This window comes from [Phormidium] sp. LEGE 05292 (assembly GCF_015207735.1).
In the GTDB taxonomy this organism is placed as follows: domain Bacteria; phylum Cyanobacteriota; class Cyanobacteriia; order Cyanobacteriales; family Aerosakkonemataceae; genus Floridanema.
Window position 1 is genome coordinate 1 of sequence record NZ_JADEWG010000138.1, and the last position, 16,508, is coordinate 16,508.

15 protein-coding genes are annotated in these 16,508 nt (G+C 39.1%); 5 read left to right on the plus strand and 10 right to left on the minus strand.

Annotated elements, in window-relative coordinates:
* Positions 1-128: 128 nt before the first annotated feature.
* The 5 genes from IQ264_RS25865 (at position 129) to IQ264_RS25885 (ending at position 4,593) form a co-directional block, all read left to right on the plus strand.
* Entirely contained in the window at positions 129-554 is a 426-nt protein-coding gene (locus IQ264_RS25865) for a photosystem I reaction center subunit II PsaD (protein WP_193984315.1), read from the plus strand.
* Between the two features lie 294 nt (positions 555-848).
* Positions 849-1,508, plus strand: coding sequence for a hypothetical protein (locus IQ264_RS25870; protein WP_193984317.1), 660 nt, complete (start codon positions 849-851; stop codon positions 1,506-1,508).
* A 23-nt stretch (positions 1,509-1,531) separates the two neighbouring features.
* On the plus strand, positions 1,532-3,055 hold the full coding sequence (gene trpE / locus IQ264_RS25875; RefSeq protein ID WP_193984319.1) for an anthranilate synthase component I: 1,524 nt from the start codon (positions 1,532-1,534) through the stop codon (positions 3,053-3,055).
* A 168-nt stretch (positions 3,056-3,223) separates the two neighbouring features.
* Entirely contained in the window at positions 3,224-4,108 is an 885-nt protein-coding gene (locus IQ264_RS25880; protein ID WP_228061818.1) for a PhzF family phenazine biosynthesis protein, read from the plus strand.
* A 116-nt stretch (positions 4,109-4,224) separates the two neighbouring features.
* Positions 4,225-4,593 (plus strand): DUF1823 family protein, encoded by a 369-nt coding sequence (locus IQ264_RS25885; protein ID WP_193984323.1) that lies wholly within the window; start codon positions 4,225-4,227, stop codon positions 4,591-4,593.
* Positions 4,594-4,626: 33 nt separating this feature from the next.
* Here the strand turns inward: IQ264_RS25885 and IQ264_RS25890 are convergent, their stop codons facing one another.
* The 10 genes from IQ264_RS25890 to gpmI all read right to left on the minus strand — a co-directional run bounded on the left by IQ264_RS25890 (position 4,627) and on the right by gpmI (position 16,234).
* Positions 4,627-5,196: a DUF4833 domain-containing protein gene (locus tag IQ264_RS25890; RefSeq protein WP_193984325.1), complete on the minus strand. Its 570-nt coding sequence runs from the start codon at positions 5,194-5,196 to the stop codon at positions 4,627-4,629.
* A 79-nt stretch (positions 5,197-5,275) separates the two neighbouring features.
* The gene (locus IQ264_RS25895) at positions 5,276-6,067 is read right to left on the minus strand and encodes an inositol monophosphatase family protein (protein ID WP_193984327.1); all 792 of its coding nucleotides are present in this window, start codon (positions 6,065-6,067) and stop codon (positions 5,276-5,278) included.
* Positions 6,068-6,135: 68 nt separating this feature from the next.
* Positions 6,136-6,618, minus strand: coding sequence for an adenosine-specific kinase (locus IQ264_RS25900; RefSeq protein ID WP_193984329.1), 483 nt, complete (start codon positions 6,616-6,618; stop codon positions 6,136-6,138).
* A gap of 62 nt (positions 6,619-6,680) precedes the next feature.
* Positions 6,681-6,902, minus strand: a complete 222-nt coding sequence (locus IQ264_RS25905; RefSeq protein WP_193984331.1) for a DUF4327 family protein — start codon at positions 6,900-6,902, stop codon at positions 6,681-6,683.
* A 164-nt stretch (positions 6,903-7,066) separates the two neighbouring features.
* Positions 7,067-8,242 carry a hybrid sensor histidine kinase/response regulator gene (locus tag IQ264_RS25910; RefSeq protein WP_193984332.1) on the minus strand — a complete coding sequence of 392 codons (1,176 nt, stop codon included), beginning with the start codon at positions 8,240-8,242 and terminating at the stop codon, positions 7,067-7,069.
* An 83-nt stretch (positions 8,243-8,325) separates the two neighbouring features.
* Positions 8,326-9,942 (minus strand): iron uptake porin, encoded by a 1,617-nt coding sequence (locus tag IQ264_RS25915; protein ID WP_193984333.1) that lies wholly within the window; start codon positions 9,940-9,942, stop codon positions 8,326-8,328.
* 130 nt (positions 9,943-10,072) lie between these two features.
* Positions 10,073-13,228: a PAS domain S-box protein gene (locus IQ264_RS25920; protein ID WP_193984334.1), complete on the minus strand. Its 3,156-nt coding sequence runs from the start codon at positions 13,226-13,228 to the stop codon at positions 10,073-10,075.
* Between the two features lie 245 nt (positions 13,229-13,473).
* Positions 13,474-14,247 carry a peptidase gene (locus IQ264_RS25925; RefSeq protein WP_193984335.1) on the minus strand — a complete coding sequence of 258 codons (774 nt, stop codon included), beginning with the start codon at positions 14,245-14,247 and terminating at the stop codon, positions 13,474-13,476.
* 13 nt (positions 14,248-14,260) lie between these two features.
* The gene (gene secG, locus IQ264_RS25930) at positions 14,261-14,509 is read right to left on the minus strand and encodes a preprotein translocase subunit SecG (RefSeq protein ID WP_193984336.1); all 249 of its coding nucleotides are present in this window, start codon (positions 14,507-14,509) and stop codon (positions 14,261-14,263) included.
* 126 nt (positions 14,510-14,635) lie between these two features.
* Positions 14,636-16,234 (minus strand): 2,3-bisphosphoglycerate-independent phosphoglycerate mutase, encoded by a 1,599-nt coding sequence (gene gpmI / locus IQ264_RS25935; RefSeq protein WP_193984337.1) that lies wholly within the window; start codon positions 16,232-16,234, stop codon positions 14,636-14,638.
* Positions 16,235-16,508 lie beyond the last annotated feature (274 nt).

Consider the following 16,508-nt stretch of genomic DNA (forward strand, 5'->3'; position numbering starts at 1 on the left):
CCTCCCCACCTCCCCATCCCCCCATCTCCGCAACAAAACCCTAAAGAACTGTTACAGTTCGTATCGGAGTAGCAATACTAGAGCTAAGTGAGTGATAGGATTCCCTAAAACGTTTCAGAAAGGAACCTATGGCAGAAGAGCTTAAAGGACAAGCACCTCTGTTCGGTGGCAGCACAGGCGGCTTACTGAGCAAAGCAGAAACCGAAGAAAAGTACGCCATCACTTGGTCTAGCCCCAAGGAACAGGTATTTGAAATGCCGACTGGTGGCGCTGCTGTGATGCGTCAAGGCGACAACTTGCTATACTTAGCCCGCAAGGAACAATGTATCGCTTTGGGTGGTCAGCAACTCCGCGCTAAATTTAAAATCAACAATTACAAGATTTACCGCGTTTTCCCCAATGGCGAAACCGAATACCTGCATCCAGCAGATGGCGTATTCCCTGAAAAGGTAAACGCAGGTCGTCCATACAACGGGAAGAAAGACCGCAATATCGGTAGCAACCCCGAACCTTCAAAACTGAAATTTAGCGGTGTAACTCCTTACAACGCCTAATTAAGCAAAGCTGCTTCATAGAAAAGGTGCCGGAGGACAAACGGAAAACCTCCAGGTTTTTAATCTGGTAAATGCTTGGGAATAGGGTTAATAAACCTCAAGAACCAAGAATCTCGCAGATATTATCTGTGAAGAATGTCCAAGCCAATTGGCAATAGTCCATTACCTTGAAATTACTCAAGTCTCGGAGGGGACATTCTTTCCGAGGCTTGAGTTATTAGTGTTATTGTTTGTTGTCAGGACTTTAGTCCCGATCGATGCCAAAGAGAGGACTGAAGTCCTCACAACGAGCTTATGAGTGATTTGGTGCTGGAAATTAAGAAAAACTTGAAAAGTGGTAGAGTATTAATTGGCTTAGGTTTAAGTTTAATTATTTTAAAAATCGGCTGCTTACAAGTTTTTGCCCAATCAGCTTCGGAAAGATACCCTACAAGTACAGAATTAGTGAGATTGCAAGAAAAGTTGCGACGGCAAATTCGCACGATCGAAAATGGAAATGAATTCAAAGATTTTCGTAATTCAGCTGATAAACAACGTCACGCATCTTTTGTTTCAGCATGGGCAACAATCGATCCAGTTGTCGCGCCTTTCTTGGGATATTGGTCAGGATATGAGGAAAGTTTGCTAATCTATCCTTCAAATACTAAAGGTCGTGTTTGTATAATTTATGAGGGATTAGGAGAAAATGAATTATATTTCGGCAATGTAGTTAATGGAGAAATTCGCAACGACCAAAAAGAAACAATTATTAAAGAGGGAGATTATTTAGCAGTAGCTAGTGTGAGAAATAATCAACCGGATATCTTTGTCACACCTCCTTATATGAATCCAAGAATTCCTCTACCAATGAGTGAATTTATGCGTATGGCTAGCATGAATCGACCAGATATAGCCCCGATGGTACAAAAATTTAAGGCTTCAGGTTGTCGAGATGGTTTACCATCCAGAAAGTAAAATTGTCGAGTTATTCAAAAGTTATGATATTTCCAGATTTTCAACAGTTTTCCGAATTAGCTAAACAAGGAAATTTTATCCCAGTTTATCAAGAATGGGTGGCTGATTTAGATACTCCGGTTTCAGCTTGGTATCGCGTTTGTGCGGGAAGAACTTATAGTTTTTTGTTGGAATCTGTGGAAGGTGGTGAAAGAATTGGACGCTACAGTTTGTTAGGTTGCGATCCTTTGTGGATTTTGGAAGCGAGGGGAGAAAAAACTACACAAACTTATCGAGATGGCACAAGTGTAGTTTTTGAAGGCGATCCTTTTCAAGCTTTAACTTATTGTTTAAAACAAGTTCGTCCGGTAAAATTACCGCAACTGCCTCCGGGAATTGGCGGGTTGTTTGGTTTTTGGGGATATGAGTTAATTAAGTGGATTGAACCGCGAGTTCCGGTTTATCCTGGATCGGATTCGGATTTGCCTGATGGGTTGTTTATGCAGGTGGATAATCTGTTAATTTTCGATCAGGTGAAACGGAAGATTTGGGCGATCGCTTATGCAGATTTACGAGAGCCTGATGTAAATTTAGAAAAGGCTTATCAACAAGCTTGCGATCGCGTTTCCCAGTTAGTTAATAAGTTACAATCTCCATTATCCCAGCAAAGTACTTTAATTGCTTGGAAACCTCCGGGAGATAGTGCGGAAGAAATTTCTTATACTAGCAATATTTCCCAAGAAGATTTTTGCTCTAATGTGCAAAAAGCCAAAGATTACATTAAAGCTGGGGATATTTTTCAAGTAGTGCTTTCGCAGCGATTAACTGCGGAATATACAGGCGATCCTTTTGCACTTTATCGGTCTTTAAGGTTAATTAATCCTTCGCCTTATATGGCTTATTTCAACTTTGCTGATTGGCAAATTATTGGTTCTAGTCCTGAAGTTATGGTGAAGGCAGAACTTGATGCTGAAGGCGCGTTAGTGGCAACTTTAAGACCGATTGCAGGAACGAGAAAGCGGGGAAAAACTGTTACTGAAGATGTAGCTTTGGCGGAAGAATTATTGCAAGATCCCAAGGAAGTTGCCGAGCACGTTATGTTGGTTGATTTGGGAAGGAATGATTTAGGTAGGGTTTGTACAAGTGGGACGGTTACTGTTGATGAATTGATGGTAATTGAGCGTTATTCTCATGTGATGCACATCGTTAGTAATGTGATTGGGAAGTTGGGGAATAATAAGACGGCTTGGGATTTGTTGAAGGCTTGTTTTCCGGCGGGAACTGTTAGTGGTGCGCCGAAAATTCGGGCGATGGAAATTATTTATGAGTTGGAAGGTTGTCGTCGGGGGCCTTATTCTGGGGTTTATGGTTATTATGATTTTGAGGGTCAGCTCAATAGTGCGATCGCTATTAGAACTATGGTTGTTCGTAGTGAGGGAAATGGTAAGCATTCGGTTTCTGTGCAAGCTGGTGCAGGTTTAGTTGCTGATTCTGTTCCTGAGAAGGAATATGAGGAAACTTTGAATAAAGCGCGGGGTTTGTTGGAGGCTATTCGTTGTTTAAGGTAGGTTTTTTTGAACCGCAAAGAACGCAAAGAGCGCGAAGGAAAGAGGAGGAGAGAAGAGATAATTAGGAGAGTTTTAATTAGATTATTTGTTTTTTGCGGTATCTTTTTTTTTTGAACCGCAGAGACGCAGAGGACGCAGAGGGAAGAGAAAGAAAGAGAGGGTTTGATGTTGCGGTTTTATATTGTTGATGTGTTTGCTGAGGAAAGGTACGCTGGTAATCAGTTGGCTGTTTTTACTGGTGATGGGGTGGCGCGTCTTTCTGATGGAGAAATGCAGAAGATTGCTAAGGAAATGAATTTTTCGGAAACTACTTTTATTACTTCTAATGAGGCGATAAATGGTGGTTACAATGTGCGGATTTTTACGCCGCGACAGGAGTTACCTTTCGCTGGTCATCCGACTTTGGGAACTGCGTTTATTTTACAGCAGGAAATCATTAAAAGTTCGGTGGAAAGGGTGGTTTTAAATTTAAAGGTGGGACAAATTCCAGTCACGTTAAATTATGCGGATGATACGGTGGAATGGTTGTGGATGCAACAAAAAACTCCTACTTTTGGTCAGGGTTTTTTACCGGATATGCTTGCGCCTGTGTTGAATTTAGACATTTCTGAAATTGATTCCCGGTATCCGATCGAAGAAGTTTCAACAGGTGTACCTTTTATTATTGTACCTTTGAAGAGTCACGCTGCTTTAAAACGAATTAAGGTAAATAAAGATAAGTATTTCGAGTTGGTAAATAATACAAACGCCAAGGCAATTTTAGTCTTTTGTCCTGAGACAAACAAGCCGGAAAATAATTTGAGTGTGCGAATGTTCGCTGATTATATGGGTGTACCAGAAGACCCCGCAACAGGTAGCGCAAATGGTTGTTTAGCTGGGTATTTAGTAGAGTATAATTATTTTGGTGAAAAACCAGTTGATGTAAGAGTTGAACAAGGTTATGAAATTGGTAGACCTTCTTTATTACTGCTAAAATCACAAAGAAGCAACACAGGAATTGAAGTATTTGTAGGTGGAAAATCCATTATGATAGCCAAAGGAGAATTCGTCTAAACAACCCATATAAAAAACATCTGTGTTCATCTGTGTTCATCTGTGGTTAAAAAACCAAGATTGACAACGAAGCCAAAAACTCTCATAAACATCTGCATTCATCTGCGTTAAAAAAAATGTTCAACCTCCCACCATTAAATACAGACACAATTTGGTCGATCGTCAAAGAAGAAATTGACACCCAAACAGTTAACCAACTACTTTGGTATTACTTAGGCTACCGCTACGACGAAGCAACCGGAAAATGGGATAACTCCGCCGTTGCTGATGAGTGGAAAAGCGAATATCCCGAACCCCCAGATTTTATTGGTTGTCGTCCCCCAACAGTTAAATTAACTCGTTCTATTCCCCAACAAAACAAACAGTTATTAAAGGAAAAGTTGGGTTTTAAAGGCTATAAAGTTGGGGAATTTAGTCCCGAACAAGCTAGGAGAGCAACGGCAGCTAATTGGTTATTGAGTTATATGGAAATTCACGGTAACTAATTAGTTCTCACAACCCATTCATCAATTTTGATATTACAAACCAAAGTGACAATTAGACGTACATCGAATTACCTCTTCATCTCCCATTGAACTGACAACTGTAATGCTATCGATTATTCCTCCGATCGTACCTCCTGTAAAAGGGTTTCTTTTAATCTTACTTAGAAGAATCCGAATACTGGATATTTGCACCTGCTTTCCATTAATTGTGGTAAAAGCTAAAACTTGGCAATTGCCATCATTTAAACGGGCAGATTTGACAAAAAGTGATTTTTGAATACCTCTATTTTGAAAACCATTGAGAATAAAGTCTACACGCTCTCCTGAGATAGATTGCTTGGAGATTCCGTAAGCAGGTTGCTCTAAACCCCGAAGTTCTTGTGTTTTCCCATTTGCCATCCGCCAGTATACATATACTGGGTTACTTCCGATTGGCGAACAGTTTTGATTTAGTCGTATACCATAATGTACTTGATTACCATTATCGTTCTTCGATACATAAAAAATACTTGAGATGTCATTGGCTAATACAAAAGGGGTAATGGATAGCCACAAGAAATGAGTAAAACCAAGAACAGCGAATTTAACTTTGTGTTTGAACATGAATAAACTTGCTTCCTAAGAGGTTGCTTAACCGATAAATATTGACAAATATATATTAAGACAATATTGAACATTCACGCTAATTAATTAGTTCTAATAACCCATTCATCAATTCAATATTAGCCGCACCAATCAAAGTGGTAGCAGTATAATCAAAAGCTTCTCCTGTCAATTGTTGAAATACTGCTCCTGCTTCTTTGGCGATTAAATACCCTGGCATAATATCCCAAATATTATAAGAATAAACCAAGTAAGCATCGGTTTTTCCAGAGGCAAGAAAGGCTAAATCATAACAAGCAGCACCCCACATTTTTAGCCTACCTATGTGATTAGCGATCGCACATACCCCCGCCAACCTAACTCGGTTTTTAAGAGCGCGATCGCTTCCCTTACTAAAATCTCCCATCGAAACGATCGCCTGACTCAAATCCCTACAAACATTAACATAAATTCTCTTACCATTCAAATAACTGCCTTGATTCACAGCAGCAGAATACATCTCCTCAAGTTCCGGTAAATAAATCACCGCAACCACAGGTTGTTTATTAATTAAAAGCGCCATTTGAATCCCATAAATCGGAATCTTTCTCGCATAATTACTAGTTCCATCCAAAGGATCGATTACCCAAGTTCTATCATCAGTAATTTCTGCTATAAGTGTTTCTTCCGAAATAATCCGATCGGTGGGAAATTTTTGCGCTAACTGATCAACTAAAAATTTCTCTATTGCATAATCTGTAGAAGTTACATGATCGAATTCACCTTTTTGATATACATTCGTTGGTGCTTCTCGCACTTTTATATATAAGCGAGAAGCTTCTTTGATGATATTGGTAGCGAATTCCAATTCTGCTGTGAAACTATTGCTCATCTAATCACGAATGTATTTAATGAATCATATTTTATACCACTAACAAATGACTAATCACTGATAAACAATTACAACTTATAACCAATCTTCCGCAAAAATTCTTTTCTCGCTTTCACATCATCTGAACTTTCCACACCTTTTGGCGAAAAGCCATCGACAACCCCTAAAATTCCTCTTCCTTGTTCTGTTTCTGCAACAATTACTTGCACAGGATTTGCTGTAGCACAATAAATTGTGCAAACTTCCTGACACTGTTTAATGGCATTTAAAAAATTGATTGGAAAAGCTTCTTTTAAAATGATGACAAAACTGTGTCCGGCGGCAATATCCTGTGCATTTTTGATCGCAGTTTCTTCCCAGACTTTTTCGTTTCCCGCCACGCGAATTAAGCATGGCCCAGAGGCTTCACAAAAAGCAATACCAAATTTCACCTGTGGGGAAGTCCCCACCATAATTTCATACAAATCTTCCACTGTTTTAATAAAGTGGCTGTGACCAATAATGATGTTACTTCCTTCAGGAATTTCCACTGGAATTGCTTTTATATCCATTGTTATTTCCTTTACCTCACTAACTAAATTTTACTTTTATATCCTTACTTTTTTTGTGGTTACTAATCTTCTGACCAATCTTCTCGACCTAGTAAATCAATGATGCGATCGCGCAGCAAATACCCATTAAACTCCAACTCTCGTTCTACATAAACCCATTCCCTTGGCGGAATAAATTGACAAAGCGTATAAATTGGCTGATTCCGGCTGACTATTCCCTTTTTGACTAATTCTCGCGCTTCTTCTTGAATCACATTTATTTCGTAACGAATTGTCGTAATCATAGTTTATCTCCTGCTTTACTCAGCAATTATGAGTAAAAACACTCAACGATCTGACTCACAATTTAATTTAGCAAATAAAAGTCAACAACTTATGAATAGGTAATGAGTCTTAGCATAAATATTTAGTTTTGTATCAAACTCAATCAAAATTAATTTCTTAGCGTTCAAGTTAATGGTAAAGTAAACCAAAAGGTAGTTCCGATTCCTAATTCGCTTTCGACACCAATAGTACCGCCATGTGCTTGAATAATGTGCTGGCAAAGATACAGTCCTAAACCTAAACCTACTGACTGGCGTTTGTGGCTTCCTTGAAAGTAAAGATCGAAGATCTTTTCACTTTGTTCTTTGCTAATACCTACGCCATTATCTGCAACAGTGCAACGTAACCATTCATTTTCAATCTGAGCATCCAAAGTTAAACAAAATCCTGGTGGGTTGTGTTTTAATGCGTTACCAATTAAGTTCTGATAAACTCTAACTAAGTGGAGAGAGTCGGCTTTAATTAAAGGTAAGTTGGGAGAAATGCGATCGCGCAATACCACCTCTTCTTTATCTAACATTGGCTGTAAATCTATTAATGCCGATCGTACCAATGACTTTAATTCTAAAGGTTGGTAATTTAATTTCAATCCCCAAAGTTCTGCTGCATGAGTTTCAATTAAAGAATTAATTAACCCTAATTGTCTCTCACTACTTTCTTGCATTCTTTCTAAAACTTTGCGCGGGAGTTGAATTGTTTCCCCAACTTGATTAGTTAAATTATTTAATACCATTTTAGTACCAATCACCGGATTTCTTAAATCGTGAGAAACCGCATGAAGAAACACATTTAATTGTTGTCGCAACTGAGTTTCCAAAGCTTTTAATTGAGCATTTGCTTCTTCTGCTGACAAACGATGTCGAATTTCTTCTTGAAGTTGAGAATTTTGTTGTTGTAATTGTTTTTGCAATTTTCTTATATTCAAATGAGTATTAACTCTGGCTAAAACTTCTTCTATCTGAAAAGGTTTAGTAATATAATCAACTCCGCCTGCTTGAAACGCCTTTACTTTATCAAAAACATCATCCAAAGCACTAATAAAAATTACCGGAATATCGCGAGTTTTATCTGATTGTTTTAAGCGACGACAAACTTCATAGCCGTTCATATCTGGCATATTAATATCAAGCAAAATCAAATCCGGTGTGATTACCTCTACAGCTTGTAAAGCTCTTTCTCCATTAATCACTTTCCTCGTCTTATATCCATTTTCAGTTAACATCAGAGATAACAGACGCAAGTTATCAGGGGAATCATCAACTAGTAAAAGATCGGCAGAGAAAGTTTGAGAAGTACTCATTGGTAAAGGTAACTACTGTTTTAAGAATTAGTTAGTAGTTAGCTGCTGGACAAAAATACAACTAACCACTAACCAGTGTATCCTTAAAAATTAAAGCTGGTGCGAATTACTCCGACATATTGGGTATCGTTTCTACTGTCGTTTTCTGGATTGAAAATTACCCAAAAGCCTGGAGTAACAGTGATATAATCATTCACTTGGAAACGAAAAAAAGCTTCTACGTGATAAGAGGTATCACGATCTTTACGAACATCACTGTTGGTTACTCGTGGCGGTAAACCAACTAAAATACCTGGTAAATTGCCTTTTTTCCCCACATCTGGAAAAGACATTCCCACAGCACCAAACCAAATATCCGCATCGCTACCTCGACTGACTGAAGTCGTAAATTCTCCACCCCTACCATTGCTTATCTCAGCCAAACCAGAATTTTCTGCTTGAGCATTTATATAACCTCCCCAAGCATGAATTTGAAAGTTAGGAGTAAAACGGTAATAACCTTGAATTGCAAAAGTATCGTTGGATGTAGCTATAGAATCTCCAAAAGGACGAATTGCTAACAAACTGCCTGTATTTCCGGTGAGATTTACGAATCTTCCAGGTGCATAAGCATGGGAATATGATAGACCGATCGCACCGGAATTTCCATAAAAAGCTAACTGAGCCATAGCATTATATTTGCCATTGAACAAACCATTTCCATCAGTAGGATTCTCAGGAGTTCCTGCTAAATAACCCAAGGTAAGAATGACATTTTTGCTAAAGTTAATGTTGGTAGCAACACCACCGCCTCCTTGCCGGAAAAATGGGCTATATTCACCAAATTTAGAAGGTATTCCGCGAGCATCATCAGCAATTCCCGGAGGCGTAATTGTATCAGTAATATCAGTGAAACCTACTCCAGACGGTCCTACTGTAAGAGTTACCGATGAACCAAGGGGAGTCCGATATAACAAATGAGGAATGAAAACTTTGTTCTCAGTCACCGTATCAAAATTCAGGTTAGTCATAGTTGTACCCGTTACTTCGGAAGTAGAGCGAAAGTTACCTACTTCTAAACGAGTTCTCAACAAATCTTTGCCCGTAAAACTTGTTTCTAAATTCAACCTAACCCGATAAGCAAAAGTAGTTTGATATCGATTGGAATTACTACCAACAGCATCTCCAAATACATCTTGAATTGCTGTAATTACTTCAGCATTCAGTTTGGTAGTAGTAGAAAATTGATTCGCTTCTAACTGAGTGGTACGCGCTTCTAAAGCATCAACTCTACCGCGCAAAGTAGCTAATTCCACAGCAAATTCTTCTTGTAATTTGCGTAAGCGATCTAAATCTTCTCTACTTACTCCTTGAGGTAATGTAGCAATTAATTCCTGTATTCTATCTAAACAACTGTTCAATCCGGCAGCAAATTCATAGCGTGTCATTGCCCTATTGCCACGATAAGTTCTGTCTGGGTATCCTTCAATACAACCGTAACGTTCTACCAACGATTGTAATGCTTGAAATGCCCAATCTGTTGGTTGCACATCGCGCAACTGGGAAACAGATGTTACCTGATCTATTCCTTCAGAATTAGTATCGGATACTTCATCTAATGGGGACAAATTTGTTTCTAAAGAATCCAGTGGTGTTGCCCAAGTTGTAGGTGCTACCAAAAGGGTAAATAAAAGACTAAATCCCAAATATTTATTCTGCATCAGCACTCCTCACAAGTACTGATTTTTAGCATAAAGCAGAAAATCAGCAAATTTTCATTTCTGATACAATTCATTAAATTTATGCTCAAAATATCCTATAAGGTGAGAGCGTTATTGATAATTTTCTTTCTTAACTAAGGGCTGCTTTAGTAATATCACTAATGGTATCCAGGCGATATTTATCAATTAAATTTGATAAAGTATTTGCTAATTTTTTATGCTCTTGAGGAATTGTTTTTATTAATTCATCAGCGAACGCATCATCACCGCTAACAGAGGCTTGGTGTAGTTGTGAAATCCAAGCCAATGGCATGATTTGTAAAGCTTCGGGAGTTAAAGTTAACTGGGAATTTGAGAGTTGGTTACTTTTAGTTAATTGGAAATTTGTTAATTTTTCATCTTCATATATGTAACGCAATCCTAAATGTTTTGCCATTGCTTCCCAAATTGTCGCTTCTCGAAAAGGTTTTCTGACAAAATCATCGCATCCTGCTGCTAAAACTAAAGAACGATCTTCTTCTAAGGCGCTAGCAGTAACGGCAATAATAATTGTATTTTGTCCTTCTGGTTGGCTTTTAATTTTTTTAGTGGCTTCGTAGCCATCCATGACAGGCATTCGCATATCCATCCAAATCAAATGGGGTTGCCATTTTTCCCATTGGTTAACAGCTTCTAAACCATTTTCTGCTTCTTTTATCTCAAATTCTAAAGGTGCTAATAGTTGATGTAAAAGTAACCGATTATCTTCGACTTCATCAACTATTAGAATGCGATATTTGGGTTGGTTTGGTGCTAAACTGATTACTTTTTGAATAGTTTTTTCCTGGGAAATATCGCTAGGCTTACCTACATTTACTCTAATGTCAAATTTAAAGTTACTACCTTGATTTAGGCGACTTTTGACGATAATATCTCCTCCCATTAATTGGACAAATTTGCGACTAATAGCTAATCCTAAACCTGTACCTTGTTGGGATTTTCTTCCGGTTTCTGTTTGGACAAATGGATCGAATAATTTTTGTATTTCATTGTCTGCAATCCCAGTACCAGTATCTTCTATTTCAAAGGTTATAGAAGAAAAATTTTTAGATAAAAATTTATTATATGTTCGTAAAGTAACTCCGCCTTCTTGGGTAAATTTAATCGCATTTCCTAGTAAATTAATTAAAACTTGACGTAATTTATTTTCGTCGGTTTTTATGTATTGGGGAATTTCAGGAGAACGATCGCACACCAACCACAAACCTTTAGCTTTAGCTTTTAGTTGCAGCATCTCTTCTAAAGTATCAAGTAAATCATACAAATCAAACCAATTTTCATTTAATGTAATTTTTCCAGCTTCAATTTTAGACATATCTAAAACATCATTAATTAACGATAATAAATGCTCACCACTGCGACTAATGATATCTAATTCTTTAGTTCCAGAAGCAAAAGCCGGATTTTTTGTCATCAATTGTGTAAAACCTAAAATTGCATTTAATGGCGTTCTTAGTTCGTGACTCATGTTAGCAAGAAACTGGCTTTTAGCTCGATTTGCGGCTTCTGCTGCTTCTTTTGCTTGCTGAAATTGCATTTCTGATTTTCGCAATGCTTCTTCTGTTTCTTTGCGGAGAGTGATATCTTTAACTGTGCCTTCGTAGTAAAGTAAATTACCTTTTTTGTCTCTGACAGCACGCGCATTTTCCGAAATCCAAATGATGCTGCCATCTTGCCGATAAATTTGGGCTTCAAACTCTAATAATACACCTTTATTTTCTAAATTTTGTCTAAAAATTTCCCGGCTTTTCAAATCTACATAAAGCTGTTTAGCATTTAGATTTTTCATCAATGAATCAGGAGAATAATAACCATAAATTTGAGCTAACGCAGGGTTGGCGCTTATAAAAATACCATCAATTGTAGTTTGAAAAATCCCTTCTGTAGCATTATCAAAAATGCTATGATATTTCCTTTCGGATTCTTTTATTGCGGCTTCAGCACGTTTGCGTTCGCTAATATCCCTAATCACAAAAATCGATCGCTGCCAATCCCCAATATCAATTAATTCAATGGAAATCAATGCTGGAAAAATTTCTTCCGATTTGCGCCGAAATAAAACTTCTCGATCTCGGATTAACTCTCCACTTTGGACTTTTTTAATTAATTGAAAGCGTTGTTCAGGATTTACCCAAATATTTAATTCTAAAGTGGTTTTGCCAAGGGCTTCTTGTCGGTTATAACCAATAACTTTGGGAAAAGCATCATTAACTTCAATTATTAATCCATTACTAGGATTAGTAATGCCCATTGCATCAGGGCAAGCTAAAAAAGCCTTAGAAAATTTCTCTTCTGAAAGTCGCATTTCTGCTTCTATTCTTTTGCGATCTTCTATTTCGCATTGCAGCATCGCATTTGTTTCTTTAGTTTTGGCGATCGCTTCTCGCAACTTACTCGGATCGCGCATTAAAATAAACACCTGAATTCCACTAACTACCGCCAAAATTCCGCCAATTATACTAATCCAAATGTTGTTTGGTGCGATCGCATTCCATCCCTGTTTCGGAATTCCTGCTAATTGCCAATAACCATTAGGCAAACTAACTCTTACTATCACCGGATTTTGCTGAAAAATTTCCTCGTTTCCGAAAAATATTTGCCCTTGTTCCCCCAATCCATCTTTCCCCCGTAAGGCATATTTTAAATTAGCTTTTTCCTCTAAAATACCTGCTTTTTGATACAACTTTTCTGGGTTAATCACAATTCCCACAAATCCCCAAAACTTACCACTAGCAGGTTTACCTTTGGCTGGAGTTACAAAAACTGGAGTATAACTAATTAATCCCATACCCCCTTCTATTAATTTAATAGGGCCTGTCACCATAGTTTTTTTAGTATCAATAATTCGCTGCATTGTTTTCCAGCGTCCGGGAATTTTCTTTAAATCAATACCAACCAGAGATTTAGCTATTTCCGGGGGATAGCCAAAAGCGATCGTACTACCTTTAATTGCACCTATAGAATAAACATTTTCTTGTTCTAAAACTACCCTAGCAATCTGATTAAATTCGGTCGCAGTAACATTAGGATTAACTGATATATAAGCCGCTAAACCACTTTTTGTCGCTAACTGGGTATTCAAAGCATTTTCTAAATTTGCCCTAACAGCATCGAGTTTATTAAATACCTCGCTACGCTGGCTTTGGCAGTATCGCGTCTGTTCAGTTTTCGCCAAAAACCAGACTCCGGTTAATATCAATATCGCTGTAGAAAACGCTGCTAGGAAAGGTAAACTTTTAGCATTCATCGGAAAACCCCAAGGCTAATAAACTCAATCAGATTGGGCAATTATCGTTAATAATTCATGTTTAACTTCTTTAATATTACTCCTTAAAATGTCTACCTTTATCGCTACATTTCCCAGTGGTCTTATTTAATTAGACTGATTTTTAACCACAGATGTCCACAGATAAACACAGATGAAGATAGATGGGATAACTGATTTGATGCAATATATTAATCCTCTTCCCCAATTCCCAGTGCCCAGTCCCTTTACAATTTCCATCCTAAGCGAGTAGGTTGTTGATAAATCCGTTTCAATGTATTAACATCTCTGTGAGAAATTGGTGGCGAATCGCGAACCTGAGAAAAATATAACGCATCCGTTTCTACAGGACTGTGACCCCAAATACCTAACGCATGACCTAGTTCATGACGCATAGTTGGTAAAATGTAATCACTTACTTTATTGGGATTTACTTGAATGGTAAATCTTTGAGATAAAATTGTTTCGCCTTGAGCAGATTGACGGCGATAAAATTGATAGCGAGTTTCAGCAGTACGGGCGCGGGGTAACTGAAACCTACCTGTATTTCGATCGAACGTCGGTTTCCAAGCTGGCGCAGAACGCCAAATTAAAATATCCGCAATATTAGAATCTTCGACTACTTCTAAAGGTAAATAAACCTGCCATTCTTTAATCGCTTCTAATGCCGCATTTTCCCATTTTGTAGGGGCGGAATTTGTTAATTCTTTGGCTGTGTTCAGGAAACGATCGGCTAAACCTGCCCCTACTGTAGAATTTTTTTCTGGTTCTACAAACACTTTAATCGGAAATTCCGACCAAACTAAATAACCTGCTGGCGTTGGCTTAATTTCCGTAAAATAATCACCACTATTGCTGTTATCTTGCCATTGCGCCAGTGATGGTGGTAGGGGATGAGGTTGCAGTGGGGGTAGTTTCTCCGTCGTTTCCCCCCAAGCCGCAAAGGTGAAGACGAGGATGCAAGTAAAAACTGCTAAACCTATAGCCCAGAGTTTACGCATCCTATTCGCCTTTTTAACCAATGGGAGGTTTGGGGGCTAACCAATTGGCGCTTAAAACCACTGTTAAACCCATAAAAATGATGGTTAGCGCCCAAGTTACACGGTTGAGAGTAGTTTCTGCGCTTTTGGTGCTGCTAAACAATTGCGCTTGTCCACCAATAGCCCCAATTCCATCTCCTTTGGGGCTATGCAGCAACACTAATACAATCAAAGCTAGGGCAGAAAAAGCCCAAATTCCCTCTAAAACATTAATAACAGTCATTGGTAATTGATGATGGGTAATGGGTGATTAGTCAGCGGCGAATCTCAATTTGTAGATTTTAAAATTATCGATCGAACTTTCAATCCCCAATTCAAAATCTGTTATTGAAAATCGCCCATTACCCAATTATAGGGAAACTCGGACAGGGGTGCGATTGGCTTTTGTCTGATATCCTGCGGGAAGAATCATCGATCGACCTGTCATTTCCGGCGGTTGAGGAATCTTCAAGATATCCAGAATTGTTGGTGCAACATCTGACAACCGTCCATCTTCGCGGAGGAGAACTTCTGTTCCATGTCCGGGAATTTTCAAACCTTCGCCTTCCACCAGAATAAACGGAACGACATTAGTTGTGTGAGCCGTCCAAGGATTTCCGTTTTCGTCATACATTAATTCAGCATTGCCGTGATCGGCAATAATAATTGCTGTACCGCCAGCTTTGCTAATGCTTCCCAGCAGTTTTCCGAGACATTTATCTACCGTTTCTACAGCTGCGATCGCTGCGTCCATTTTTCCGGTATGTCCTACCATGTCTGGGTTAGCGTAGTTGATGACGATCATTGAGTAGATGCGTTTTTCCACTGCACCGATCGCCACTTCCGTAACAGCTTCAGCGGACATTGCGGGTGCGCGATCGTAAGTCGCCACCATTGGACTTTGTATCAGTTCCCGGTCTTCACCCGCAAAAGGTTCTTCTAAACCACCATTAAAGAAGTAAGTAACGTGGGCGTATTTTTCCGTTTCCGCCGTGCGAAACTGCTTTAAGCCACGCTTGGCAATTACTTCCCCTAACAAATTGGTCAAGTTTTGCGGTTCAAACGCCACCAAAACCGGAAATTCCGGGTCGTACTGCGTAAAAGTTGCGTAACTTAAGGGCTTAATTTGTTCCCTGGCAAAACCGTCAAAGTCTGGACTCACAAAAGCACTGGTAATTTCCCTGGCTCGATCGGGACGGAAGTTAAAGAAGATAATACCATCTCCAGGTGCTACGGCTCCTGGAGCAATGCGAGTTGGTAGTACGAATTCATCAGTCAGGTCGGCGGTGTAGGAATCCAGCATCACTTCTTGAGCACTTCGCCCATCGCCTTGACCATCTTGGGTCATAATATCGTAGGCTTTTTGCACTCGATCCCAACGCTTATCCCGATCCATTGCGTAGTAACGACCGCTAATGGTAACAATGCGTCCCACACCAATGCGATCGATATGGTTTTGGATTTGTTTGATTACTTCTACACCATCTTTCGGGTTAGTATCCCGACCATCTGTAATCGCGTGAACACAAACTTCAGATATACCTTGTACTTTCGCCAGGTCTAGCAGTCCTAATAAATGGGTGATATGAGAATGTACACCTCCATCGGAGCACAAGCCCATTAAATGCAACTTACTTCCGCGACTTTGTACTTCGTGACAAACTTGTACCAAAGCTGGGTTTCTGAGCAAGGAACCATCTTCTACCGCATCAGAAATCCGAACTAATTCTTGCGGTACTACCCGCCCAGCCCCAATGTTCAGGTGCCCCACTTCTGAATTACCCATTTGCCCTTCTGGTAGTCCCACTGCTTTCCCAGAAGCACTGATTAGGGTGTGGGGATAAACTGCCCACAGGCTATCCATCACGGGTGTATTTGCAACAGCAATGGCGTTGCCGTCTGTTTCTTCACGAAATCCCCAGCCATCTAGAATTATTAGCACCACTGGAGAGACGGGGACTTGGGCCATAGCCATACTTAAATCACTCTTTGTTCAGATATTCATCCGAAATCATATCACTTTGTTATACTCAAAAAACTCAGTAATAGCTACTATTTGTCAAGGCTTACACACATAACTTTTTATTGCCCAAAACGCTAGTCGAAGAAGGCAGAGGAGCAGAGGAGCAGAGGAGCAGAGGGGCAGAGGGGCAGAAGGCAGAGGGCAGAAGGGAAGAATAATTTCCTGCTCAGGTTTTTACTTTTTAAACGAACTCTAGCAATAATAAAAATACTAATAATTA

Coding starts and splice junctions, on each gene's coding strand:
- gpmI (WP_193984337.1), bottom strand. CDS start 16,234: ATGGCCCAAGTCCCCGTCTCTCCAGTGGTGCTAATAATTCTAGATGGC.
- IQ264_RS25865 (WP_193984315.1), top strand. CDS start 129: ATGGCAGAAGAGCTTAAAGGACAAGCACCTCTGTTCGGTGGCAGCACA.
- IQ264_RS25870 (WP_193984317.1), top strand. CDS start 849: ATGAGTGATTTGGTGCTGGAAATTAAGAAAAACTTGAAAAGTGGTAGA.
- IQ264_RS25885 (WP_193984323.1), top strand. CDS start 4,225: ATGTTCAACCTCCCACCATTAAATACAGACACAATTTGGTCGATCGTC.
- IQ264_RS25920 (WP_193984334.1), bottom strand. CDS start 13,228: ATGAATGCTAAAAGTTTACCTTTCCTAGCAGCGTTTTCTACAGCGATA.
- secG (WP_193984336.1), bottom strand. CDS start 14,509: ATGACTGTTATTAATGTTTTAGAGGGAATTTGGGCTTTTTCTGCCCTA.
- IQ264_RS25910 (WP_193984332.1), bottom strand. CDS start 8,242: ATGAGTACTTCTCAAACTTTCTCTGCCGATCTTTTACTAGTTGATGAT.
- IQ264_RS25890 (WP_193984325.1), bottom strand. CDS start 5,196: ATGTTCAAACACAAAGTTAAATTCGCTGTTCTTGGTTTTACTCATTTC.
- trpE (WP_193984319.1), top strand. CDS start 1,532: ATGATATTTCCAGATTTTCAACAGTTTTCCGAATTAGCTAAACAAGGA.
- IQ264_RS25915 (WP_193984333.1), bottom strand. CDS start 9,942: ATGCAGAATAAATATTTGGGATTTAGTCTTTTATTTACCCTTTTGGTA.
- IQ264_RS25895 (WP_193984327.1), bottom strand. CDS start 6,067: ATGAGCAATAGTTTCACAGCAGAATTGGAATTCGCTACCAATATCATC.
- IQ264_RS25900 (WP_193984329.1), bottom strand. CDS start 6,618: ATGGATATAAAAGCAATTCCAGTGGAAATTCCTGAAGGAAGTAACATC.
- IQ264_RS25905 (WP_193984331.1), bottom strand. CDS start 6,902: ATGATTACGACAATTCGTTACGAAATAAATGTGATTCAAGAAGAAGCG.
- IQ264_RS25925 (WP_193984335.1), bottom strand. CDS start 14,247: ATGCGTAAACTCTGGGCTATAGGTTTAGCAGTTTTTACTTGCATCCTC.